Here is a 23,620-nt window from a genome sequence, read left to right as displayed (position 1 = left end):
TTATAGGGGGAGAGCTTCGCCAGCAGCCAAACTTAACCCGTATTTGATAAATGACGGGTAACGTTTGTCAGCTTCACTGCCATCGGGAAGAACGGCTGCCAGATTAACTGCGCCAGAAATAGCATGGCAGTAAAGCCAGGCTGGTGGAGCAACGACAGGTGTGTCTGGTGCAGTAATACTACCACTGCTCCAGAATACCGCCTGAGCGACCCATCCGGGAGCTGTTTGCAGCTCTGCTTTCTGGGCTGCCTGTTCCGCAAATCGTCGGTTTGGTTCGTCAGGTTGTTTATACCAGATCTTGGCAGCAACTAACGCTTCTTTTTCAGCTTGGTTGTATTGCGCTTCCACACCATTGCAGCAAGCTAAGCCCCAGGCAATGCATTCCCTGGGCGGTAGGCCGTGAGCCAGAAAAACGACAAGATCCTGATAAAGTTTTTCTTGCTCCAGTAACTTTATCAACTGCTCGGGTGACTGCTCCGATGTTAAGTTATTCAACAGTTCTTCCGATGGTTTGTAGCGCTCAGTAATCTGTATCGCTTTGGGGTAGGGCATTTTAATCAGCATAAATGTGAGGCCTAGTTTATCTTGGCCAACCCTCCCTGAATCTGAACCATAGCCGGTGCTTTTACTTCAGCCATAGCATTGCCGCTCAGGGTTGCCAGGGTGCCAGAAACTTCCACCTTGGCCGTCCCTTTAATTGTGGTCATAACCGAGTTGATTTCAGCTGTAGCCTGACCTTTTACTGTTACCTGTGGCGCACTGATTTCTACGCTGGCTGGGCCGATACTGATTTTGCTCCCACCGACACTGAGTTCGATACTGGTTTGCCCTTTAATACTGATTGAGGGAGCAGAAAGAGTCAGGCTGGTACCCGCATCAAACTTGCCATCGGTACCTGCTTTACACTCAAGTGCCTGACTGGCCTTACAGGTCATCGTTGCGCTGGTTTCCAGTGTCATGGCATCGGTAGATTTTACTTCTGCGGTTTTATCAATGGTGTGCTGAAACTGGTCTTTGCATTGCCAGCTGGTTTCCTTGGTTATTTCGAGAGTGTCTTTCCCTTCTACAGTTATAGTCCGGTCATTGCGAACAAGAGTGGTCATATCTTTTTGCGCCTGCAGATAAAACAGTTCGCTGTCTTTGGTATCGTCAATGCGTAACTCGCTGGCATGGTCACTGCCTGCATCAGGCGTGCTGCGACTAAGAAAACCACTGACTTCAGCAGAAGGGTTGGGGGTATTCAGGCGACCGTTATACAGGCATCCGACAACAACTGGCTGGTCAGCCTCTCCATTCAAAAAACCAACAAGAACTTCCTGGCCAACTCGGGGCAGGGTATGACAGCCAAAACTGTCCCCGGCCATTGGCTGAAGCACTCTTAGCCAGCAACTGGAATGATCATCAGGGTTGTCTTCCCGATCCCAGTGAAAGCGAACCATGATCCGTCCCTGATCATCGGTATGAGTTTCACTGTTATCAGGCCCGGTAACCGTTGCGCTTTGCAGGCCGGGAATACGCACCGGGTGTGCTGGCGAAGGTCGAAACGGCCAGTCTGCAGGCTGACAGGTAAAGTGGTTGCTGTATTCAACCCCCTGTCGTTTTTCAGTATTTTCAATGCAATGCCTGACAGATAATAACAGGTAATCCCGAAGCTGGCTTTTATCCGGATGGCGGGCGAGTTTAAAACGACCGCCTGCCTGTAAAGATGGTTCTGCCGAACGACCGTGAATTTGAAGATAGCGACAGTCCTTGGACTCCATGTGAAAACGAGCCAGTTCTGCTGCCTGATCCCGGTCTCTGCCATGACCTGAATAGCGATAAGCTGCAAGCTTGAGATTACTGTTCCAGCTGTGACGACTATTGGCGGGGCTGCTATTGATAACTTTGGCTTGCTCGTCAATATAACTGCCAGAGGTCTGTGTATTCATCTGCAACTGTAGATGAGGTTGCCAGTGGGTGAGGGCGTTTTCCAGATCTGTGGCATCTCGGTAATACTCAAGGTCATCACAACATTTCTGAAAAGACTGGTTACTGTCACCAATAACCAGCTGATGTTTATTGCTTTCATGCTGGAAAAACCAGTGCATGCCATCTTCACGGAGCAGGCGGTCGATAAAAACCAGATCTGTCTCGTTGTACTGGGCACAGTAGTTTCGCTCTTTAGGGGAGCCACTGTTTTTAAAAGAGCAGTCTCCACCCAGGTCGTGTTCGCTGAGAAGGCTGGTAATAATTTTCTTACTGTCCTGACTTTGAAAAATGCGGCAGTTGTCTCTTAAGTCAAGCAGCTGCAGCCATGGCCTCAGGGTTAATCGACAGGTCTGCAGATTATCCGCTTCACGGCTGTGTAACAGGGCAATGTCTGTGACGATGCCATGAAAATTCCGGGCTTGCTGCCGACTGCCCTGTAGACCCGGTCTATAGTTGATGGCCATCGACTGACCCAGCAGATCGGGAGCTTCCGGCTGGTCGTAGAGAAGGTCCGCTTCCATCACAAAGGTTTGGCAGACGTATTCATCCACAATCAGCCGATTCAGTATCCACTCTTGGCCATCTTCTGAAGAGGCTGTGAGTGGGCGAATATCTTGTGTCAGTTGTCCTGCAGTTTTAGCCATTGCGGAATGATCAAGTTGCTAACAGGCAAGAGGATAGATGAGCATGCCGGTGTTGATGTCAGTTTCTTCAGTCACAGGAGCAGTGATTTCAACATGGTGGCAAAAGCTGTTGTTGGTTTTTGTCATAGGGGCACTGTTGTACGGCTGCGCAGGCGACAAAACGGTGGTGATGCCAAAACCTCTGCTCGAAGAGCAGATAGCAACAGTTCCGCTGTTGTATCCGGGAGCGCCGCTGGCCGAACACTCGCTGGGTGGAGAGCGTGTTAACAAGGGCGAGAGTAATCTGGTGGCCTGGAGTCACTGGTTGGTGTGGCTGAGGGAACCGACACTGGTAAAGCCATTACTTCCTTTGAATATCAGCCGTGAAGATATTGAACAGATAAGAGCGGCCTCTGAAGATTGGCTGCAATGGTTGAATAAGCAGGCGGCTAGCGACGATATTGTTGCTCAGATCTCTGTTGGTATGCTGCAGCAGACAGGAGTTTTGCATTCTGAAACAAATGATCGTGGGCAACTTTGGCTTAACAAGGCGGCATCAAAAGGAGACGGTTTTGCAGCGTGGCAATTGTCTAGCGCTTTATTGCAAGACAGCTCTGTCGATGGGCCTGCCCGCAAGGTTGATCCAGTTGCACTGGAAAAATGGTTATTGCTGGCAGCAAAGAAAAATATACCTCAGGCACCAGTGGCTCTGGCCAGGCTTTACCGCGATGGGTTTGCGCTGGTTCAAAACATTGATAAATCGAGGCACTGGTATAGCAAGCTTACGGCATCGAATATAAGCCGTGATATCAGGGTTGATGCCTGGCAAAACCTTGCCCTGATGGACTGGTTTGGCATTGGCAAAAAAGTTGATGAAACTTCGGCAGTTTCCAACTGGAAACGCGCGATCGAATCCAATAATTCTCAGGCCGCATATCTGGCAGCTTTGTCTAAAACAGGAACTGATCTGGATACCCGCGAAAGTTACCTTAAATTTGCAGCCAGAGAAGGGATTTACCAAGCCTATAACCAGTTAGGTCTCAGTCGCTGGAATCAAAAGGAATATACGTCAGCAGCCAGCTGGTTTGAATATGGTGACAAAGCTGGGGATGCCAAAGCGACCTACAACCTTGGGCTCTGTTATTTCGAGGGGCTTGGGCGTTCCCCCAATGCCCATAAGGCTTTGATTAATCTCTACCATGCTGCAGGTAAAGGTCGTACTGATGCTAACAGGTTGGTCGGATTTCTTTTCTGGCAGGGGCCGGAAGGCGGACCGGTTGATTTTAAAAAGGCACGTCAGTTTTTCTTTAGTGCAGCAGAGGATGGCGATCTTTACAGCTTGTATGCGCTGGGACTTATTTATGGTGTAGGGCAGGGGGTGCCCCGGGATCTCATTGTTGCCTGGTCTAATTTTTCCGTTGTCGCAGCTTGGGGTATTCATGAAGCGGCTACCTTAAGAGATCTGGTTGCCAGCCATATGACAGAGGCTCAACGTGAAGCCGGTCGCAGCAGAGCCCAGACGCTTTTCGACAACTACAGACAGCTGAATGTTGTTGAAGAAATAACACGACAACCTCCTCCTGTAGCGGTTTCTCTGGCAAAGCCTAAAGCCTGATCTATGCTCTCTCTGCCTTGTTGATGTTTTGTAGAGAGTGCGACTGTCGCCTATGTTCCTGGAACCCACAGACCTTGAAAGTCTATTGCAGGCTTGCTCAGACGAAAGGCCTGCCGGGTGCGATATTCGTGCGGATCGCAGTACGTTTCGACCACTGCGTAATCAATACAATGCTGCCAAAACCAGTTTTCGTCAGCTGCTTCAGGAACCCGACGCCGAAGCCCGTGATGAGCTGCGCAAGACAACCCGCCGTAGCTGGGAGGGGTTATCTGGCAAGTTGATTGAAATGTTGACCGGCAAAACCAAGGATCTGGAGTTAGTTTCATGGTTATGTGAAAGCCAGCTGTTTGGTTCAACTCCATGGGTGAGTCTGAAAGTGGCAATGGATGTTTTACTGCAACTTATTGAACTGTACTGGTTTGACTGCCACCCCGGAGCAATAAGCAGCGAAGCATCAGATCAGGATTCAACTCCTGACGTTACCAAAAGAGTTGCCCTTTTACGGATGCTGTTTGGTGAAGGCAATGACAGTGGTGTTTTGGTCTTGCCAGTGCGTATGGCACCGCTTGTTGGTTTAACGACACTGGCAGATTTTCTCGCAGCTGAGCATAAAAGCGAATCTGACACCATAAAAGCAAGCCTGAGTTCCTCTCTTAAAGCTGAAGCGGAAGGTTTACGTGAACGGGTCAAGTTGTTCTATGGGATAGAGCAGCAGATTCAAGAGATAGATAAGAAGCTGATGACGCTGTGTGGCAGTGCGTGGCCTGCCGGTGGTATGCAACCTTTCACTGACCTTATTAAAACCCTGATTCGCTGGCTGGATTTTATCTGTGCAGACCAGGTTTCCGATTGGCCTGATGGACTGCCAGAAGAGAATGTGCAACCGCAGTCGGCTCAGACTCAGGTGGACGCGGGATCAAACCATACAGCTTCGGAAAATGGGGTTGTTGAAAGCGCAGCACCGGAAACCAGTCAATCCCAGTCATCATGGACAGATGGTTATGGTCAGGTTGTTGAGCATCACACCGGAGCTGTCAGCGGTCGTGCAGATGCGTACCAGCAATTGCAGAAACTGGCGGATTATTTTCGCTGGGCTGAACCTCATAGTCCAGTCGTCTGTTTATTAGACCGGGCACTGGCCTGGGGGCAGATGTCTGTTACCGAGCTTATGCAGGAACTTCTCAAAGGTCATCAGCATGCCCTCGAAAGAGTTGATGACCTGACGGGGCTGTTAGCAATGCGTGCCAGTCCAGTACCAGTAAGAGCTGATTATCATTTTTCTACAGGCTCTTCAGGGGCTGGAGCCTCAGAGGAAAAAACAGTTTTGTCAGGAGCGGCGCCTTCAAGCCCATCGCCTGGAGGATGGGATAGCATGATGGAAAATGCTCCTCATATTGAGGAGCCACCCAGTACAGCCAGCTCTCAGAATACCGCCTCTTTCGAAAATTCCGACTCCATGACTGATGACATATCTGATCATCAGCCTCCGGAATCAACAACCGGCCTAGCCGGAGATATTAACCAGCAACTGATCTAGGAGGCCTGTAGTCATGGCCAGTCTCTATATGCGCATTGGTACTGATGACGTGAAAGGCGGTGCGACTGCGGAATATACCGGTGGCGACGATATGTCCAAACAGGGCTGGTTCGCAATCAAGAGTTTTTCCTGGGGGGCAGTGCGCTCTGTGGGAATGGATATCGGTAATGGTATGAACCAGGATTCCGGGATGGTGGCCATGAACGAAATGACCGTGACCAAAGAGGTTTGCGGTGCTTCGGAACAATTACTTTCTGGCCTCTACATGCCCGGTGATGAGGGTAAAACGATCGATCTGATCTCCACCAAGCCAGACCGGTCCGGACAGGGCTCCCAGGTGTATCTGCAAATCAAAATGGAAAAGGCACGGCTGGTGTCTTACAACGTCAGTGGCAGTGATGGTGCCGCACCCTTTGAAAGTCTGGCCATCGCCTACAACACCATCAAAGTGAAGCACTGGCATGAAGCCGAAGGCGGCAAGCTTGAGGCTGGTGGTCTTGTGGCTTATGACCTGCCAACAGGCAAAGTGATCTCCGGCAAGAAGTAACCGGTAATTAGCCCTAAATTTTTGTTGTCTACACAAGGAGGCAGTTATGCCTGTCAGTTCACAGCATAAACGTGTTCGCAAGAACCGGGTCAGCATTACTTACGATGTGGAAACCAACGGTGCCGTGGAAACTCGGGAGCTGCCTTTTGTTGTTGGGGTTATTGGGGATTTTGCCGGCAATAAGCCTGAAGACAAACGCCAGCCTATGGATGAACGGGAATTTACCCAGATTGATAAGGATAACTTCAATAATGTGATGGGGCGGATTGGGCCTGAGTTGTCGCTTAAAGTTGATAACACCCTGAGTCAGGAAGAAAGTAATAGCGAGCTTCAAGTTGATCTGAAGTTCCGCACCATGAAGGACTTTGAACCTGAGCAGATTGTGAATCAGGTAGATCCTCTGCGAAAACTTCTTGAAACTCGCAATAATCTCAAGGTTCTGTTGAGCAAGGCTGATCGTTCCAAGGATCTGGAAAAACTGCTGCAGGATGTTCTGAAAGATACTGAGGCTTTGGGGAACTTGTCGAAAGAACTCGGTATTGGTGAAGGCGCCCCAGAGGGAGGTGACGAGTAATGGCTGAAGAAAAAGCTGCTGTAGCTGCCGGTGAAGAGACAGCCAAAGAAGAACTCAGTTTTCTTGACCAGGCTATTTCAGCCACCAGTTATACTCCGGCAGATACCACCAAAGAATTGCTGTCAGCTCTGACAGAGCAGGCAATGGCTGGAGCTGTAGTTTGGGATAAAAACCTGACCAAGACCATTGAGCAGGCCGTCGCTGCCATTGATAAAACTATTTCTAAACAGTTGTCTTCTATTATGCATGCCGATGAATTCCGGCAGCTGGAAGGAAGCTGGCGGGGTTTAAACAAGCTCATCCGGGAATCGGAAGTTGGCCCGGATTTGAAAGTCAGGGTATTTGATACCAAACGCGATGAACTGCTTGACCAGTTTGAAGATGCTCCATCCATAGATCGCAGCCTTTTCTTTAACAAGGTCTATCAGCATGAATTTGGAACGGCTGGTGGTGAACCCTATGGCATCATGATTGGCGATTTCTATTTCAGTCACGCTGAAGAAGATGTTGCCTTGCTGCGATATATGGGAGAAGTATGTGCTGCTAGTCACTCGCCGTTTATTACCGGGGCTGGCTCAGAGGTTTTTGAATACAGCAGTTTTCAGATGTTTAATGAGGGACGCCCGGTCGCTGCTGGTTTTGATGCTCCTTCCTATGCCAGCTGGAATGCGCTTCGCAACAGTGATGACGCCCGTTATATATGCATGACCATGCCGAAAGTGATGGCGAGGCTTCCTTACGGCAAGAGCACAACTTCAGTCAAAAGTTTTGACTTCGAAGAGTTCGAACTGGATGCCCATGGTGATCCTAAACCTGGTGGCCAGGATGATTTTGTCTGGAGTAATGCTGCCTGGGAGATGGGACTGAATGCCACTCAGGCATTTACCCGCTTTGGGTGGTGTACTGCTATTCGGGGTAAGGAAAATGGTGGTATGGTCGAAAACCTTCCCAACTTCCTTTATACCTCGGATGCTGGCGATAAGGTTCAGCAGTGCCCAACTGAAATCAACCTTACCGATGAGCGGGAAAAGGAATTAAGTGATCTTGGCTTTCTTCCCCTGGTTCATTACAAGAACAGTAACTTCGGTGTGTTTATGGGGGCGCAGACAATTCAGAAACCCAAAACCTATACCGAGCCTTCAGCCACAGCTAATGCCGCTATCTCTGCACGGCTTCCCTATATTATGGCCAGTAGTCGTATAGCCCATTATCTCAAAGTCATCGGCCGGGATCAGATTGGTTCTAATAAAACCCCGGAAGATGTACAGAAATACCTGACAGCCTGGATTGGCCAGTATGTGAATGCCAATGCCATAGGTGATGAGGCAAGAGCAACACACCCTCTGCGTGAAGCCAGGATCGATGTTATTGAGCAACCAGGGCGTCCAGGTTGTTATTCTGCAGTGGCTTTTTTACGCCCCTGGCTGCAAATGGAGGAGTTGACCACATCTCTGCGCATGGTTGCTGAAATTCCAGGATAAGCAGGAGTCGGAGGGTGGTCGACTATGACCGGTTTACCGTTATTGTTCTGGGAATGGTGGCGGATATTGATGACAAAATTAGCCTGCAGCTGGATGTTATTCTCGGGGATAAACAGCTGAAGGAGCTTCATGGCCGCTGGTTGGCGCTTTGGTCGCTGATTGATTTGAGTATTGATCACCGGCAGGTGTTGCTCAAAATCATGCATTGCACTTGGGATGAGCTGTCTGACAACCTGAACCGGTCTGTTGATATTGAACGGTCGTGGCTTTATGACCGTCTTGGACGAAAAGAATTGAATACTCCGGGCGGGTTGCCATTCGGGCTTTTACTCGCTGATTACTTTCCCTCTTCTGACCCCGGAGGAATTCTTTCTTCTGGAGATGATTTATTCACATTGCAGATATTGGCCTCCGTTGGCGCACTGGCTTTGTGCCCGGTTGTTGTATCTATACAGGATCAGTTTTTTGGCAGCCGCGATGATCGCCTTCTTGTTTCTACCGGGCGACTGGAACGTGTTATTAACAGTGAGGACTTCCATAGCTGGCAACTTTTGAGAAAAACCCGGGAAGCGGCCTTTCTTGGTGTTGCCTGGCCAATGTTGCTGTACCACTGTGAGTGGGATGACAGTATGAGGTTCTGTTACCGCAGCCATGCATCCTCCAGTCATACACTACAGGTGGGTGCAGGGTGGGCATTCGCCTGTATTGTTATGCGGGAGTTCGACCGATGTCACTGGTTTGGTTTTCTGCGCAATTGTGATGCCGGTGTTGATGGTGGCGGTCGTGTGGCTCCAGGTGCCCGGGCATCATCAACAAACCTGTTTATGCGTGCTGTCGCCAGTATCCGGTTAAGTGAGTACCTTGAAAACTCCTTTCATCAGTTGGGGTTTCTTGTGGCTGGTACACGTTATCTGTCAGATACTCTGGCATTTCACAATAACAATTCAGTAATGGCCTGTGGCAACAGTACCGATGAGCAGATACATGGTCTTTTACAAAGTACATTGATAGGTTGCCGGTTTGCTCACTATCTGAAAGTGCTGGTGCGGGATCGAATAGGTTCGTTCGACAGCGTTGGCGACTGCGAACGTTACCTGAGCCGCTGGCTGCAACGCTATGTTAGCGATGTGGATTACGGTGAAGACAGTATCATGGCTCGTTTCCCCCTCAAACAGGCACGGGTAAGGCTTGAACTTGATCCAAGAGGTGTTGGCCGTTATCGCTGTGTCGTTTATCTCCAGCCACAATATCAGTACGACCAGATGGACTCTGAAATTGTTGTTCATACCGATATGGCTTCCGAAACGGTTGGAGGCCAGAAGTGACGGCATTTCTTGAAGCCTTTACCGGTGAGTTTCTGCAGGTTTCCGGGGATCCTGAACGCAACTCGGTGGTTATCGCCATCCTTATGCTGCTGGGGGCACGGCAGACTGATGTTTATCCCTCCGAAAATATTAAAGCCCTGGAATCCTCCATTCTTAATTTTGGGGTCGGTGATCTTCATCGCCTGCGTAATTCCCGTCAGATAGACAGTTACTGTGATGATTTGGCCCGGCGCATTCTGACCTTTGATAAGAGAATTACTGCAGCATCAGTGCGTACAGCCCGTGATGAAGAGGTAGCGGGTGATACCCTGAAGTTATTAATTACTGTTCGCTTGATTGGTCAGGATGAACCTGTTGGTTTTGCCACGGATATTCGGCTGACAGACGGAAACTGTGATATTAGGGAGACGGGTAGTGAGTGATTCCCTGCTGCAGTATTACAGTCGTGAACTGGAGCACCTGCGCATAAGGGCAAGGCAGTTTGCTGAGTCTCATCCAGGCACGGCAACCCGGCTGGGTATGGCAGGAGAACATATTGCCGACCCCCACATGGAACGCTTGCTGGAAAGTATTGCGTTTCTTAATGCGAAACTGGAGAAACGCCTTGATGACAGCTATCCCCAGTTAGCTGAAGCACTGTTAAAACGGCTTTTCCCCCATTACCTGCGCGCTATGCCTTGCCTGGCAATGGCTGTGATCAAACCCGATCCAACCCTGAAACAGGTTACCAGAATCCCGGAAGGTACTCGCTTTGAAGCCAAAAGTGATGGTCAGTCTTTGACGTTTACCACCGCTTGGGATATCCAGCTTACTCCACTGGAAGTACAGTTTGCCGAGCTGGAACAGGCACCATTTAACTTTTCTCCACGAACATCAGCCTCTGCCATGCTGCATCTGCGCTTGGCGGGTGCTGATTCAGATTTGCAGGTCGCCAGTCTGAATCTTGATCGGTTAACCTTCCATTTTGACTGTGAGCCAACTCTCAGGCGCAGCTTGTTTGACCTGATTAGTGGCGCTTTGAACGGCATTATTGTCAGTGGCGGCAGTGCAGGTGAAGGGCTGTATCTTGATACCAGTTGTCTGCAGCCTGTTGGTGAAAACCTGTCCCTGCTTCCGGAACCAGCGGTTAGTTTTTTTGGCTTTCAGCAGCTTATGGAAGTGCTGGCATTTTCTGATGCTTTTATGGGTTTTACCCTCTCAGGACTAAGGCCGCTTCTTGCACAGCTGGGTTGCCGTGAACTGAATCTTTATTTTTTACTCAGGGAAGCTCCGCCGGAGTTATCCCGGGCGGTTAGGGGGGATCGTTTTAAAACGGGTTGTGTCCCGGTTGTGAATCTTTTCCCCTGTCAGGCAGAGCCATTGGTCATAGATTATGGTCGTATGCGGGAGAAGGTGATCCCTGATGCCATGGCCGGTGAGCATCTGGAAGTGTGGTCTATTAATCAGGTCACTGAGATCACCCGTCATATCCCTCAACCGATTCCCCCACTTTACGGGAAAAAGTTTGGCGACAGTGATACTGGGCTTTACTGGTTGGAAGTGGGAGGGAGAGATGCTCAGGGGCGACAGCATAGCTATCTGACCATTTCTGATATTGATTACAATCCAGTAGTGGATGATCGACGCGTATTTGCCATTGAAACATGGTGCAGTAATGGCAACTTTCCCCGCTCGCTGGGAAGTGGTACCCAGTTAACCTGTCTGGACAATATTGAGGTGAGTGGCAAAGTTTATTTGCTGAACAGCCCTACATCTCAAAAACTCCCTCCGACAGGCTACGAAGCTGCCTGGGCTTTGTTGGCACATTTACAGCTGAACTATGAAGATATTTTTGCCGATCGCCACCCGGAGCAGAGCCTGAGGCTGCTGCTGCGTATGTACATGCGCGGCCAGAATGCTGAAGGTGACGCCTGGATTGAGGCTTTACAAAGAGTAAAAATCGAGCCCGTAACTGCGCCTGTTCATATCGGGGGTTATCACTGCCTGGCTCGGGGTATGAAAATCAGGATATATATAGATCCTGACCCTTTACGGGAATCGTCTTTGTACTTGTTGATCCATACTCTGGATCGTCTTGCGGCTAACTATGCCGGCTTTGACAGTTTTCTACAGCTGGAGTTTTCTCTCCAGGGACAGCATGGAGTCCATACCCAGTGTCGTCGTCACCAAGCTCGCCAGGCAGGACTGTAATCCGGCGACTGCAGGAAGATGCTTCCTGTTTTGAGCTGGAACAGGTCTACCGGATCTTCCGTCAGTTGGCACGGAAAAGTGGCCAGAAACAGCCAGTAAAAGCTGTAGTTCGCGCTGTACCAAGGTATTCACGGGAAGAGGTTTTGAGTGCGGAATCTGTTCGTTCTGGCTGGACGGTGGAGTGTGCCGCAGAAGCTTTAACTGGCCCCAGAGGAGTATTGCCTCATTACCTGCGGGATGCTTCTTTAGCAACCGAAGTGGAAGGTGGCGACCGGTCTATGCGGGAGTTTCTGGCACTGTTCGAAGCTCCCTGGCTGGAGCGTGTTGCCCGCAGCAGGGTGAAGTATGACCTTTGTGCGCAGGCAGAAATACAATCCGGGCAGTTAAGTGGCATCCCTCCTCTTGATGATTTGCTTTTGCATTTGCTGCCGGGTGGTCAGAAGTCTTCGAATAAAGAGCGTGATCTGTTTCGCTTTGCCGGTATGTTTAGCTTTGGCCGCCGTAACCTCGAAGGGTTACGACTGATTCTCTGTGACTACTTTAACCAGCGGGTTATTGTCCGTGCGGCGTCTGTGCGTCGTCATCGTATCGATCCGGATGCTTTAGCAGTTATTGGGAACTCGGGTAAGAACTGTAGCCTGGGGCGTGGGGCACCATTAGGCTTGAGTGGTTATTTGGATAGCTGGCGTGTCGATGTGTTACTGATGCCTCGAGATAAAGGGCAGCTACGTTCCACTCTTGACTCTGATGAACTACCTCGGGCAATAAAAAAAGTAACCAATCTTTATCTTGGCGATAGAACACCTTCAGCCGTTTTTGTGATGGCGCGCCGACGATTCCTTAAACGTCCGGTGATCAGTAGCCAGAAACCACAGTGTCAGCTTGGCCAGAGCGTATGTCTGGCTCCAGAACGATATCCTGAAGGTGTCGTTCGAATTCGCTTACGAGTCTAAGTTTCTTCCCTGACCGGGACTTGCCTTTCTGAATAGGAATAGTCGTTATGTTCATGGTTAATCTCACCAAACTCGTTGCCAGACTGGATACCAGTATGCGCCGGGCACTGGAAGTCGCAGCTGGAGACGCAATGGGGCGAGGGCACCATGATATAGAGATTGAACACTGGTTTAAGGCATTGCTGACTGAGCGTAATTCGGAGCTGGCCCAGATTATTGATGGCATGCAGCTGGATCGAAGTCGTTTTGATGATGATCTCATTACCCGACTCAATCGTTTTCGTACTGGGAATGACCGCCAGCCGGGATTGTCATCATCGGTGGTGGAGTTGGCAGAAAATGCCTGGCTCATTGCCTCGGTGAACTATAACCGGCAGTCCATAACTGCGGTTGATTTGTTGCTGGCGGAACTGGATAGGGAAAACAAAAAGCTGGGTGGAGAAAAACTCACCGAAGAGTTTGAAAAAATCTCTATTGAAGGTTTAAAGAAAACAGCAGCAGGAATTTCTCGTAGCAGCGACACAAAAGCACAAGGTGGTGAGAGTGCAGGAGAGCCTAGAGGCGCGGAAGATGGCGGGGCGTTGGAACGTTTTACCATCAATCTGACCGCTCAGGCCAAAGCTGGCAAACTTGATCCAGTGATTGGTCGCCACAGTGAGATTCGCAAAGCCATCGATATTCTCTGCCGCAGACGGCAAAACAACCCTCTGCTGTTGGGCGATCCCGGAACCGGCAAAACGGCTATTGTGGAAGGTCTGGCTCAAGCAATAGTGGCAGAAGAAGTGCCTGATCGGCTGAAAGGTGTTCATCTTCATACGCTGGATCTGGCGCTGTTGCAGGCCGGGGCCAGTATTAAGGGGGAATTTGAGAACCGTCTGAAAGATGTCATCCGCGAAGTTCAGCAGTCTGCTGAACCTGTCATTGTCTTTATCGATGAAGCCCACACTCTAATTGGTGCCGGTGGCGCCAGTGGTCAGCATGATGCGGCCAATTTGTTGAAACCAGCACTGGCTCGGGGAGAGTTTAAAACAGTTGCTGCGACCACCTGGACTGAATATCACCAGTATATGGAAAAGGATCAGGCGCTGGCTCGACGCTTTCAGGTTGTCAGGGTTGGGGAGCCGACTTCTGAAGACTGCGTACAGATATTGCGCGGGCTTGCCGCATCACTGGAAAAACACCACGGTGTTCGGGTTATGGAAGAAGCTATGCTCGCTGCGGTGAATCTTACAGTTCGTTATCTGCCTGCACGACGCTTGCCCGACAAAGCCATCAGTGTATTGGATACTGCCTGTTCCCGTGTGGCTTTGGGGAGACACGCCCGGCCAGAGCACATTGAATCTTTGGAGCAGGAGCAGCGACGTTTAAAACAAGAATATGCCTCCAGAGAAAGAGAAGCGCTGGTGGTTGATGGTGCTGATGAAAAACTGCCTGAACTGAAGCAAAGGCTGGATGAGATCAGTGCTCAGCTGGAGCAGCTGCAAAGCCAGTGGGAAACCGAGAAAACACTGGTTGCGGAAATGACCGAGCTACAGCAATCCATTGATCAGCAATATTCGGAAGGTGTGGAAAAGGTTGATCAGGCTTTGCGTGGCCAGTACCGAGAATGCCGGGAAAAACTGGTGGCCTGTCAGGGAGAGCGGGGGTTAATGCCAGCAGTAGTGGAAGAACCGGTGATTGCTGATGTGCTGTCGTCTTGGACGGGCATTCCACTGGGCAATATTGTTTCCGATGAAATGAATCGCCTGCGGACATTGGAAGAACGTTTATCCAACCGGGTGATTGGCCAGAAGCATGCGCTCTCTGCAGTGGCAGAAAGTTTGCGGGTAGCAAGGGCGGGTTTGATTGATCCCAGCAAGCCTATTGGGGTGTTGTTTTTCTGTGGCCCCAGCGGAACCGGCAAAACAGAAACGGGTTTAGCACTGGCAGATATATTGTTTACCGGTGAGCAGGATATGGTCACCATCAATATGTCAGAGTTTAAGGAAGAGCATAAAGTTTCCATGCTGCTTGGCGCGCCTGCCGGTTATGTGGGTTATGGTGAAGGTGGTGTGCTGACAGAAGCTGTTCGCCGAAACCCTTACTGTATTCTGATGCTGGATGAGTTCGAAAAGGCTCATCCGGGTGTTCATGATATTTTTTACCGTATTTTTGATAAGGGGCGTGTGAGCGACAGCGAAGGGCGTGAAGTCGACTTTCGCAACACACTGATTATTCTTACTTCAAACGCTGCTGCCAGAGATATTGCTGAAGCCTGCCCACTCGACGACGAAGATGATGAAGGCTGGCCTGCTACACGTGACTTGCTGAAAACTATTCGCCCGACTCTGGAACAATATTTTAAACCGGCCTTTCTCGGAAGGATTGAAACCATTCCATTCTATCCGCTGACCAAAGAGCAGTTAAAAACCATTGGTGGGATGGCCATGAAAAAACTGTCACGCCGGGTTGAAGGTCATTATGGAGCCAGCTTTTCCTGGGAAGATGAGGTTCTGGAGCGGTTGGTGAGTTTATGTGACGACCCAAATATTGGTGCCCGGGCTATTGAGCATACCATTAATCGAAAATTGATGCCTCAGCTGGCAACAGCCTGTATTACCCGGCTGGGTGATCGAGAGGATATTTCTAATATTAGAGTTTGCTGGGATGCTGAAACCGATGCAGTGGTGCCGGAGATTTCTTAATACATAGTCTTGAATTAATTCTCGAGCCCTGACCTGTATGTTGCGTAGGTTGTGGTTAGCGAAGCGTAACCCAACACACTCAAAGTACTCTACATTGAAATGTCGGGTTACGTTGCTGCGCGTCTAACCCGACCTACATTGTTAAATAGTTTTAGTGCCAGAAAAATTGAATCAGTGATTCATAACCTGTCTGCGAACATCCGCCCAGTTTGCTCCTTCCTCAGCCACGCGATCTTCAATCTGCTGGAAACGACTGATTTCCTCATCTGAGAGGAAGTGAAGGCAATCGCCACCAAAGAACCATAACAGATCGCGGGGAACGACCGGTGTTAGTTGAGGATGGTTGCCAATAAAACTGAACAACCAGTTCTGCCCCAAATGCCAACCATTAGCCTGATCAGTATCTAATTCATTGCAGGCCTGATGTAAATTCTCTATCAGCTCTTTCTGCTGCTCTTCCTGCACCACTTCTGCCAAAGCTTTTGGCAGTTTTTCTACAAACTCTGCCAGCAGTGCCCGATGAAAAGAGAAGGAATCTGTATGTTCGGTGGTCATGGTATCTACCCGGAAATCGGCACACGTTAGACAAGCTGTTGTACTCGGTCAATAGGGGCAAACAGGATAACCTGTAAAAGTCAGTCATCATTTAAAGCTAAATATTATAAGATCGCGGTTTGCATTAGTTTTTAGTCATATCGGAGTGACATGGCAGACGCTCTTACGATTCGCGATTTGCGAAAAACTTACGACAATGGTCACGAAGCCCTGAAGGGCATTGACTTGACTGTCGGCCCAGGGGATTTCTTTGCCTTGCTGGGGCCAAACGGTGCTGGTAAGTCGACAACCATTGGCATTATTTCCTCGCTGGTGAATAAAACATCCGGCTTTGTCGATATTTTTGGTTACGACATTGACCGCGAGCTGGTGAAAGCCAAGTGCCAGCTGGGTGTTGTACCTCAGGAGTTTAATTTCAATCAGTTTGAGAAAGTCCAGGATGTTGTGATTACTCAGGCGGGTTATTACGGCATTGCTGGGAAAGAAGCCCGCAAACGTTCTGAGAAATATTTGAAACAACTGGGTCTATGGGATAAGCGTGATACCCAATCCCGTATGTTATCTGGCGGTATGAAGCGCCGTTTGATGATTGCCCGGGCTTTGATTCATGATCCCCGTCTTTTGATTCTTGATGAGCCAACCGCCGGTGTTGATATTGAATTACGCCGTAGCCTGTGGGAGTTTGTTCAGGAAATTAACGAGGCTGGTACAACCGTTATTTTGACAACCCACTATCTCGAAGAAGCTGAACAGATGTGCCGCAATATCGCCATCATTAACGAAGGGGATATTGTCGAAAACACCAGCATGAAAGAGTTGCTGTTGAAGTTGGATCGGGAAAGTTTCTATCTGGATGTGAAGCAGGGTGTTCCTGAGCAGGCCAGGTTTGCCGGATACGACGTACGCCGTGTTGATGATCACACTCTGGAAGTGGAAGTGAATAAAACCCAGGGGTTGAATGGATTGTTCCGGCAGCTGAGTGAATATCAGGTGGATGTGGTCAGTATGCGCAACAAATCCAACCGCCTGGAAGAACTGTTTGTTGATATGACCAAGCGTTAATCACGCTGAACAACAAATAAATAACGAGTTAAGGCTTTGATAAAGCTCTTTTAAGACCTGTATTGAGAATTCAAAGAAAAGATGGGAATACATCAGAACTGGATTGCTTTCTGCACCATTTTTATTAAAGAGGTACGGCGCTTTTTGCGTATCTGGCCTCAGACGTTGTTACCCCCCGCCATTACCATGGGATTGTACTTCGTTATTTTCGGGAATGTGATTGGCTCCCGTATTGGCACCATGGGCGGCTTTGATTATATGACCTTTGTGGTGCCCGGACTGGTGATGATGTCTGTGATCACCAACAGCTATTCCAATGTATCTTCGAGTTTTTACAGTAATAAATTCCAGAAGAGTGTTGAAGAGCTGTTGGTTTCTCCGGTGCCAAACTGGATTATCCTGGCCGGTTATGTGGCTGGTGGTGTTTCCAGAGGTTTGATGACCGCGACTATTGTTATAATTCTGTCGCTGTTTTTCGTGGATTTTCAGGTCTTCAACATTGGCATTACTTTGCTGGCGGTGCTGCTCACAGCACTGATGTTTGCTCTGGGCGGCTTTATTAATGCGCTGTTTGCCAACAGCTTTGATGATGTTTCTATTATCCCAACCTTTGTTCTGACACCCCTGACCTATCTGGGCGGTGTGTTTTATTCGGTGTCTGTTCTGCCTGAGTTCTGGCGTGGCCTGTCACAGATTAACCCCATACTTTATCAGGTGAATGCTTTCCGTTATGGCATGCTGGGCTACAGTGGTGTAGTCGACTTGGGTATGGCGTTTGCCATTATGGTTGTGACTGTGGCCGTGCTGTTTGCAGTATCCCTGCATCTGCTGAACAAAGGTAAAGGACTGAGAAGTTGATCCGTGAGTGTGTGATCTATGAGTAATAGCGTTAACGATTCCCCCCTTGGCCAGCACAGCGAGTACATCAGCGAGTATGATGCTGACCTGCTGTTCCCCATTCCTCGAGCGCCCAAGTGGGAAGCTCTTGAGCTGGATGGTCAGTGCCTGCCATTTACCGGTACAGACACCTGGAATGGTCCCGAACTGTCCTGGCTGGATAGTAAAGGCAAACCTGTGGTAATGGCCGGTATATTTGTTCTTCCCGCCAATTCTCCCAATATTATTGAGTCCAAATCCTTCAAGCTATATTTGAACTCTTTTAACCAGACCCACTTCTCTTCGTCCTCTGTGGTACGGGATACCATGGCCAGAGATCTTTCGGCTGCAGCTGGAAAGCCTGTTGAAGTGAGACTGCAGAGTCTCAGTGATATTCAGCAGCAGGGCATTGAGCCTGTAGCGGGAGAGTGTATTGATGGTCTGGATGTGGCTATTGATACTTATACGCTGGAAACAGGCTTTCTGGAGTCAGATAAGGAGCAGATTGTCAGTGAAACTCTGCATACCAATCTTTTGAAATCTAACTGTCCGGTCACCGGTCAACCTGACTGGGGTACGCTGGTTATTGATTACACCGGGCCAAAGCTAAACAGGGAAGGACTACTGAAATACATCTGTTCTTTCCGCCAGCACCAGGATTTCCATGAACAGTGTGTTGAGCGCATTTTTATGGATATTAAACGACTCTGTGGTGCCCAGAAATTAACAGTTTACGCGCGCTATGTAAGACGGGGTGGCCTGGATATTAATCCATGGCGCAGTGACTGTGGTCTGGAAGATAAGAACCAGCGCTTGGCTCGTCAGTAATAATGAATGAGACAGGTAATCAAGTTACCTGTCTCATTTATAGGATTAAGCTTCGTTGCTTAGGGTTCTGTCTTTGAGCTGTCGTGCTGCTTTGTTTAGTGCGCGAATGGCTTTATTACGTTCAATCGGATCCAGTCTTGCTGAATCCATATAAAGTGAGAATCCCTGCAGCTCTTCATCAATCCAGCTTGGGTTAGCGCCTAGGTCTTTCCTGAAATCAATGACCTGATAAACCGACATGGGCTGCTGAACACCTTTAATCATAATGGGCTTCGAGCGCCGGCACATGATTTGGTTTTCTATCAGTGCATAGGTTTCTTCTGATATAAGGATTTCGTTAGAACCGGCAAGTGCTTCAAGGCGGCTGGCAAGGTTTACGGTGCGACCAACCAGTGTGTAATCCATACGGTCTCGGGTACCGAAGTTGCCTACATTGCAGTAGCCGGTACTGATACCCATCCGAATATTCAGGCTTTGAACGATGCCCTGATTGCGCCATTTCTTGCGCATAACTTTCATATGGCGGCGCATCTCTATGGCCATGGCCAATGCCGCTCTGGCATTCTGCCGGTCCCCTCGTGAAGTGGGATCGCCAAAGAACACCATAATGCTGTCGCCTATGTATTTGTCGATGGTGCCGCCATGACGAAGAGCGATGCGAGACATTTCATCAAGATAATCATTGAGCAGGGTAGAGAGCGCTTCAGGCTCAAGTTCATCACTTAACTGGGTGAACCCTTCAATATCTGAGAAGAACACAGTCAGGCGACGTCGTCTGGTTTCAACGCGCTGCATCTTGTCTTTACCGCGATAAATCAGTTCCCGAACCTGTGGCGACAGGTAATTAGCCATGGTTGTTGTCAGCCAGGTCTGCTTCTGCATTTCTTTGCGTTCTGCCGCCACTTTTTCTATGTATTGATATTGCCGGCTTCTAAAGAAATAACCGTGATACAGGAAAAAGGCGAGAGTTGAGAAGAAGGCTATGGCTTTTAAAATGGGGTTTGCTTCCAGGGTCAAGGGCACAGAATAAACCAGCCAGGCTGAACCGCCCCCAGCAAACATCATGACTATTTGAAACAGGGAGAACTTATAACCAAAGTGAGATATGCCCTGGTACAGCAGCATAAGCAGATAGGCTGCAAAAATTTCCAGGCCAGGCTGTAGGTAATAAGCAAAAGCACTGATCAAAAAAGTATCTATAGCAAGCGTAACAGTATGCTGCCTTGCGGGGTTTTTGATCAGTTTTAAGAATTTTGTGCTGAGCAGAGGGTAAAGCACTGCCGCGGGTAAAATCCACAGACAGACTGGGCTGGTAATACCCAGAAACAAAGACGTAGCCAGAAGTGCTACCGTCATAACCCACAGGATAATACGATCTCTTGTTGGACCAGGTTCTTCTGACAGCAGGCTAAGAAAATTATCGGAAGAATTATTATTTGTATCGTTCGCCATAGATGGCGATGCTCCACTTACCTTTTTATACCCGCACAGACTATAGGTTTACTCTGTCTCTGTCGATGGTCGGCTGGCCACTGGCCCTTTAATAGAGCTATCATGCGATTTTCTATATGCGCTGGGGGGCTGTATGGACGCGCTGGAACTTTTGTTGTCACGGATTTCTGTGCCAGCATTAACAGAGCCGGGACCAACCCGAGAACAGTATCAAACCATGATTCAGGCTGCCTTTCGAGCACCGGATCATGCTCATCTTCAGCCTTATCGCTTTATACGGATTGCGGGTGATCGCCGTCATGCCCTCGGCGAAATTATGCTGAAAGCGGTTCTTGAACGGGATTCTGAGCTTAGTGAAGGGCAGCAGGCAAGGTTATTGAAGAATCCTCTCCGGGCACCTGAGTTGTTATTGCCCGTACTGACCCCGAAAGAACATCCGAAAGTGCCAGAGGTGGAGCAGGTTCTCTCGCTGGGAGGCGCTGTCAATAATATCCTCAATGCAGCCCATGCGATGGGAATAGGAGCTATGTGGCGAACAGGGCTGATCTGCTACGAACCCTCAATTGCCCGTGATTTAGGGTTGGCTGACCATGAAAAGCTTTATGGCTTTATTTACCTTGGTACTCCTGCCGGGAATAGAAAAACCGTAGAGGCTATCAAGCCGGAAGATTTCCTGTCGGACTGGTAAGACAGATAATCATAGGTCGGTCCGTATAACCTTTCTCTCACCCTTTGAAGCCGTCAAGGTAACGGCTTCATCATCACTTTTCTTCTCTGTTCCTGGGTTTATATAGCTTCAGCGAATATCAGTTCTTCAGTGCGATTCCCAATTGATGGGGGGCTTTCTGTTCTCGACTTGTATCCTTTTATTGATATGTGGCGGGAAGTCCGCGATACCGGATGTATGGGAGTAAAGGATTATGAGTGTGCTCAGAAATGTGCTGGGGGCTCTTGGAGGAGATCATCATCTTCTCGGGAAACTGCAGGATGGCGTGACCATTGCCCAGTTTAAGAATATCCCCGATGACGTTCTTGAATCGATATATGCCTTGGCTTACAGCCACTACCAGAGCGGCAGTAATCAGGAAGCTCACGACCTGTTCCTTTACCTCTGTTTTCATGATCACACCAAGGCACGTTTTCTGGCTGGCTTTGGGGCGACCTGCCTGAAGCTTGGCAAACATGAGCAGGCTGCCCAGATTCTGGAGCTGGCGGCAGAGATGGATCCCAGCGATCCCGGCCCAGCATTGAATCTTGCGCATACCTGGGAATCCATGGGCGACAAGGAAAAAGCCAGAGATGCGCTGCTAGTTGCTTCCGCAAGAGCGGGTAAAGATACCCAGTTCCAGCCCATTAAAAAGATTGCCGACTCCATGATGGAGCGTATGGCACCAACTCCAGGAGAATAACCATGGCTACAGATGGCGTTGGCGGCCTTCAGCACGCAAGGCAGGCAAATTACAATCAGCAGCTGCATGAGGCGAAAGCTAAAGAACAGGTGGCCGCAGGATCTCTGGGAGCAGGAAACAGTGTTGGTTATTACCAGAGTGGTGTTCAGCCTATAGGAAATGATGGGCGTGTTGTGCCTATTCCTGCCCCGGTTGCTGGCTCTGCAAACTTCCCAGTCAATATGAGTGAGCTGGAGGCTTTATTGCAGGGGTTACAAACTGAGTCCGAAGAAACCATTAACCAGACCAATGAGCAAGCCACTCTTGCCAACCGAGAAAAAACAAAAAGCGCTCGTGAGAAACGTATTCAGGATCTGGAATCCCAGCTTGACCCTTCAAAGAATGATAAAAAAGATAAATGTGCCACGGCCAAAATTGTTCTTGGTGCACTTTTGCTACCGGCAGGTGCTGCGTTGTTGGCTGATGGTATTCAGGATAAGAAAGCTGTTAAGGCGACTGATAGTGCCCACAAGCAGATGCTGGGCGCACATTTCGGCGAAGGGGCAGGGCAGGTGGAGTCTTTTTCCAAGGAGTATGCCAAAGATTCTATTGAACATGAGTTTACCGGTAAACCTATCGATACCCCAAAACACCTTACGCAGCTGAATGAATTGAAAGCCAAGGGTGTTATTGATGAAGATCTTCATCAGGACTTAAGTCAGATGGTCGCAGAAGGTGCCAGCCCGGATGCCATCGATGACCGTATTCTCAATGATGCTATTCAAGGCTATGTGGATGGAACTTCACCTAAGAACGAGCAAATTGAGCGTTTAGGTGAGCGTATTGCCAGCAGAGAACTGAGCGGTGGAGATATTGATGATGGTATCCGCTCGGTTGAAAGTGATCTTGCCCAGGCTCGGGAAATGCAGGCCAATGACGATGATTTCCAGCAGTTCCTTGCTCAACTGGCCATGATGATGGAAGAAGAGCAGAAAGGACTCAGTGAAGTTATCGAGAATCTGCAAAATGGCCAGACGGTAACTCTGGAAGGTGCAAAAAATATGCTGCATACCAAAGGGCAGATTAACCCGACTGTGTAACAGTTAAATCACCCCCCAAAACCAAAAGTCAGGCTCTAGGCCTGACTTTTTCTTTTCGGTTTACTCAACCCAGTTGATAACGTGCTCTTCCCAGTCTTCCTCAGGAACCCGGGTATCAGGAATAACCCGGTCTTTCACCGAAATCCCTGCTAGATGAACAGTTTCCGTGGTGCCGGATACCAGAGGGTGCCACTCTGGCAGATCTTTACCTTCTGAGATGATCCGGTAAGCACAGGTGCTTGGCAGCCAGTGAAACTCTGGTACATGTTCTGGTTTCAGCCAGATGCAGTTAGGTACCTTGTTGTTACGATCTTCGTAGATGGTGCAGCGACAGTTGTCTTCCTGAAGGTAGTGGCATACCAGTTCTGTGTAATACACATCGCCAGTGTCTTCATCTTCCAGCTTCTGCAGACAGCAGCGGGCACAGCCGTCACACAGGGATTCCCATTCGTCACGGCTCATCTGTTCAAGGGTTTTGGTTTTCCAGAAGGGCTTCTGGCTATCGGTAATCTGGGTCATTCAACTCTACAACGGAAGACCGTTATTGTGGATCGTTAAAACAAAGCAGTTCATCAGGCAGGGTGATGGCATAGTCATCCTTCTCCTGATTCTGAGTGATCTGCAGATAATAGCCCTGGCTGTTGATTTTGCTGAGAACTTCTTCAGCATCGGCCTGGGCCAGTTTGCGTTCTGGAGTGAGTACAAAGTCGGCCACAAGAATCGGGTCGCCCATCAGGTCATTTAACTCTGAAGGGATGCTTTCGAGCCCTTTCAGCTTGTTAATGTAAAGGTATAGCCCTTCCCGACGCTCTGTCTTGTAGACAGATACCACCATCTTCATAACTGTACTCCCCGTTATAAA

At 49.2% G+C, this 23,620-nt stretch carries 22 protein-coding genes; 16 read left to right on the top strand and 6 right to left on the bottom strand.

Features of this window, described 5'->3' with window-relative positions; translation table 11 throughout:
- Both ACY2RR_RS12660 and ACY2RR_RS12655 read right to left on the bottom strand, forming a co-directional pair.
- Positions 1–564, bottom strand: a complete 564-nt coding sequence (locus ACY2RR_RS12660; RefSeq protein WP_490108516.1) for a DUF6931 family protein — start codon at positions 562–564, stop codon at positions 1–3.
- A gap of 11 nt (positions 565–575) precedes the next feature.
- Positions 576–2,612 carry a type VI secretion system Vgr family protein gene (locus tag ACY2RR_RS12655; RefSeq protein WP_490108515.1) on the bottom strand — a complete coding sequence of 679 codons (2,037 nt, stop codon included), beginning with the start codon at positions 2,610–2,612 and terminating at the stop codon, positions 576–578.
- A 37-nt stretch (positions 2,613–2,649) separates the two neighbouring features.
- Between ACY2RR_RS12655 and ACY2RR_RS12650 the strand changes: the two genes are divergently transcribed.
- Genes ACY2RR_RS12650 through tssH form a run of 10 tightly spaced genes read left to right on the top strand, consistent with a single transcriptional unit; the run spans position 2,650 to position 15,497 of the window.
- Entirely contained in the window at positions 2,650–4,206 is a 1,557-nt protein-coding gene (locus tag ACY2RR_RS12650; protein WP_490108514.1) for a tetratricopeptide repeat protein, read from the top strand.
- A 52-nt stretch (positions 4,207–4,258) separates the two neighbouring features.
- Entirely contained in the window at positions 4,259–5,743 is a 1,485-nt protein-coding gene (locus ACY2RR_RS12645; RefSeq protein ID WP_490108513.1) for a type VI secretion system protein TssA, read from the top strand.
- Positions 5,744–5,756: 13 nt separating this feature from the next.
- The gene (locus ACY2RR_RS12640; protein WP_490108512.1) at positions 5,757–6,290 is read left to right on the top strand and encodes an Hcp family type VI secretion system effector; all 534 of its coding nucleotides are present in this window, start codon (positions 5,757–5,759) and stop codon (positions 6,288–6,290) included.
- A 46-nt stretch (positions 6,291–6,336) separates the two neighbouring features.
- Positions 6,337–6,864, top strand: a complete 528-nt coding sequence (gene tssB / locus ACY2RR_RS12635) for a type VI secretion system contractile sheath small subunit (protein WP_490108511.1) — start codon at positions 6,337–6,339, stop codon at positions 6,862–6,864.
- Positions 6,864–8,345: a type VI secretion system contractile sheath large subunit gene (gene tssC, locus ACY2RR_RS12630; RefSeq protein ID WP_490108510.1), complete on the top strand. Its 1,482-nt coding sequence runs from the start codon at positions 6,864–6,866 to the stop codon at positions 8,343–8,345. The genes tssB and tssC overlap by 1 nt, the downstream gene beginning before the upstream one ends.
- A gap of 14 nt (positions 8,346–8,359) precedes the next feature.
- Entirely contained in the window at positions 8,360–9,670 is a 1,311-nt protein-coding gene (locus ACY2RR_RS12625; RefSeq protein ID WP_490108509.1) for a type VI secretion system contractile sheath domain-containing protein, read from the top strand.
- Positions 9,667–10,092 carry a GPW/gp25 family protein gene (locus ACY2RR_RS12620; RefSeq protein ID WP_490108508.1) on the top strand — a complete coding sequence of 142 codons (426 nt, stop codon included), beginning with the start codon at positions 9,667–9,669 and terminating at the stop codon, positions 10,090–10,092. The genes ACY2RR_RS12625 and ACY2RR_RS12620 overlap by 4 nt, the downstream gene beginning before the upstream one ends.
- On the top strand, positions 10,085–11,860 hold the full coding sequence (gene tssF, locus ACY2RR_RS12615) for a type VI secretion system baseplate subunit TssF (protein ID WP_490108507.1): 1,776 nt from the start codon (positions 10,085–10,087) through the stop codon (positions 11,858–11,860). Before ACY2RR_RS12620 ends, tssF begins: the two co-directional genes overlap by 8 nt.
- Positions 11,824–12,813 (top strand): type VI secretion system baseplate subunit TssG, encoded by a 990-nt coding sequence (locus ACY2RR_RS12610; protein WP_490108506.1) that lies wholly within the window; start codon positions 11,824–11,826, stop codon positions 12,811–12,813. Before tssF ends, ACY2RR_RS12610 begins: the two co-directional genes overlap by 37 nt.
- Before the next feature lie 47 nt (positions 12,814–12,860).
- Positions 12,861–15,497, top strand: coding sequence for a type VI secretion system ATPase TssH (tssH, locus tag ACY2RR_RS12605; RefSeq protein ID WP_490108505.1), 2,637 nt, complete (start codon positions 12,861–12,863; stop codon positions 15,495–15,497).
- Positions 15,498–15,668: 171 nt separating this feature from the next.
- Here the strand turns inward: tssH and ACY2RR_RS12600 are convergent, their stop codons facing one another.
- A complete protein-coding gene (locus tag ACY2RR_RS12600; RefSeq protein ID WP_490108504.1) occupies positions 15,669–16,052 on the bottom strand; it encodes a PA2817 family protein in 384 nt (127 codons plus the stop codon).
- A 150-nt stretch (positions 16,053–16,202) separates the two neighbouring features.
- Between ACY2RR_RS12600 and ACY2RR_RS12595 the strand changes: the two genes are divergently transcribed.
- From ACY2RR_RS12595 to queF, 3 genes are all read left to right on the top strand, one after another.
- A complete protein-coding gene (locus ACY2RR_RS12595; protein ID WP_490108503.1) occupies positions 16,203–17,114 on the top strand; it encodes an ABC transporter ATP-binding protein in 912 nt (303 codons plus the stop codon).
- Positions 17,115–17,195: 81 nt separating this feature from the next.
- Positions 17,196–17,972, top strand: a complete 777-nt coding sequence (locus ACY2RR_RS12590) for an ABC transporter permease (protein WP_490108502.1) — start codon at positions 17,196–17,198, stop codon at positions 17,970–17,972.
- Positions 17,973–17,990: 18 nt separating this feature from the next.
- A complete protein-coding gene (gene queF, locus ACY2RR_RS12585) occupies positions 17,991–18,818 on the top strand; it encodes an NADPH-dependent 7-cyano-7-deazaguanine reductase QueF (protein ID WP_490108501.1) in 828 nt (275 codons plus the stop codon).
- Positions 18,819–18,863: 45 nt separating this feature from the next.
- Here queF and ACY2RR_RS12580 read toward each other — a convergent pair whose 3' ends face one another.
- Positions 18,864–20,270, bottom strand: coding sequence for an adenylate/guanylate cyclase domain-containing protein (locus tag ACY2RR_RS12580; protein WP_490108500.1), 1,407 nt, complete (start codon positions 20,268–20,270; stop codon positions 18,864–18,866).
- A 133-nt stretch (positions 20,271–20,403) separates the two neighbouring features.
- On the opposite strand from ACY2RR_RS12580, the gene ACY2RR_RS12575 reads away from it, so the two are divergent.
- The 3 genes from ACY2RR_RS12575 to ACY2RR_RS12565 all read left to right on the top strand — a co-directional run bounded on the left by ACY2RR_RS12575 (position 20,404) and on the right by ACY2RR_RS12565 (position 22,758).
- The gene (locus ACY2RR_RS12575) at positions 20,404–20,958 is read left to right on the top strand and encodes a nitroreductase family protein (RefSeq protein ID WP_490108499.1); all 555 of its coding nucleotides are present in this window, start codon (positions 20,404–20,406) and stop codon (positions 20,956–20,958) included.
- Between the two features lie 232 nt (positions 20,959–21,190).
- Positions 21,191–21,679, top strand: coding sequence for a SycD/LcrH family type III secretion system chaperone (locus ACY2RR_RS12570; RefSeq protein ID WP_490108498.1), 489 nt, complete (start codon positions 21,191–21,193; stop codon positions 21,677–21,679).
- Positions 21,680–21,681: 2 nt separating this feature from the next.
- Positions 21,682–22,758, top strand: a complete 1,077-nt coding sequence (locus ACY2RR_RS12565; protein ID WP_490108497.1) for a hypothetical protein — start codon at positions 21,682–21,684, stop codon at positions 22,756–22,758.
- A gap of 60 nt (positions 22,759–22,818) precedes the next feature.
- On the opposite strand, the gene ACY2RR_RS12560 is transcribed toward ACY2RR_RS12565, so the two are convergent.
- Positions 22,819–23,277, bottom strand: coding sequence for a YcgN family cysteine cluster protein (locus ACY2RR_RS12560; RefSeq protein WP_490108496.1), 459 nt, complete (start codon positions 23,275–23,277; stop codon positions 22,819–22,821).
- Between the two features lie 22 nt (positions 23,278–23,299).
- Positions 23,300–23,599 (bottom strand): YcgL domain-containing protein, encoded by a 300-nt coding sequence (locus tag ACY2RR_RS12555; RefSeq protein WP_490108495.1) that lies wholly within the window; start codon positions 23,597–23,599, stop codon positions 23,300–23,302.
- Between the last annotated feature and the right edge of the window lie 21 nt (positions 23,600–23,620).

This window comes from Parendozoicomonas sp. 2304DJ65-17 (assembly GCF_058148445.1).
The sequence above is the reverse complement of the archived record's forward strand: the minus strand, read 5'-3'. Positions and strand labels throughout refer to the sequence as shown.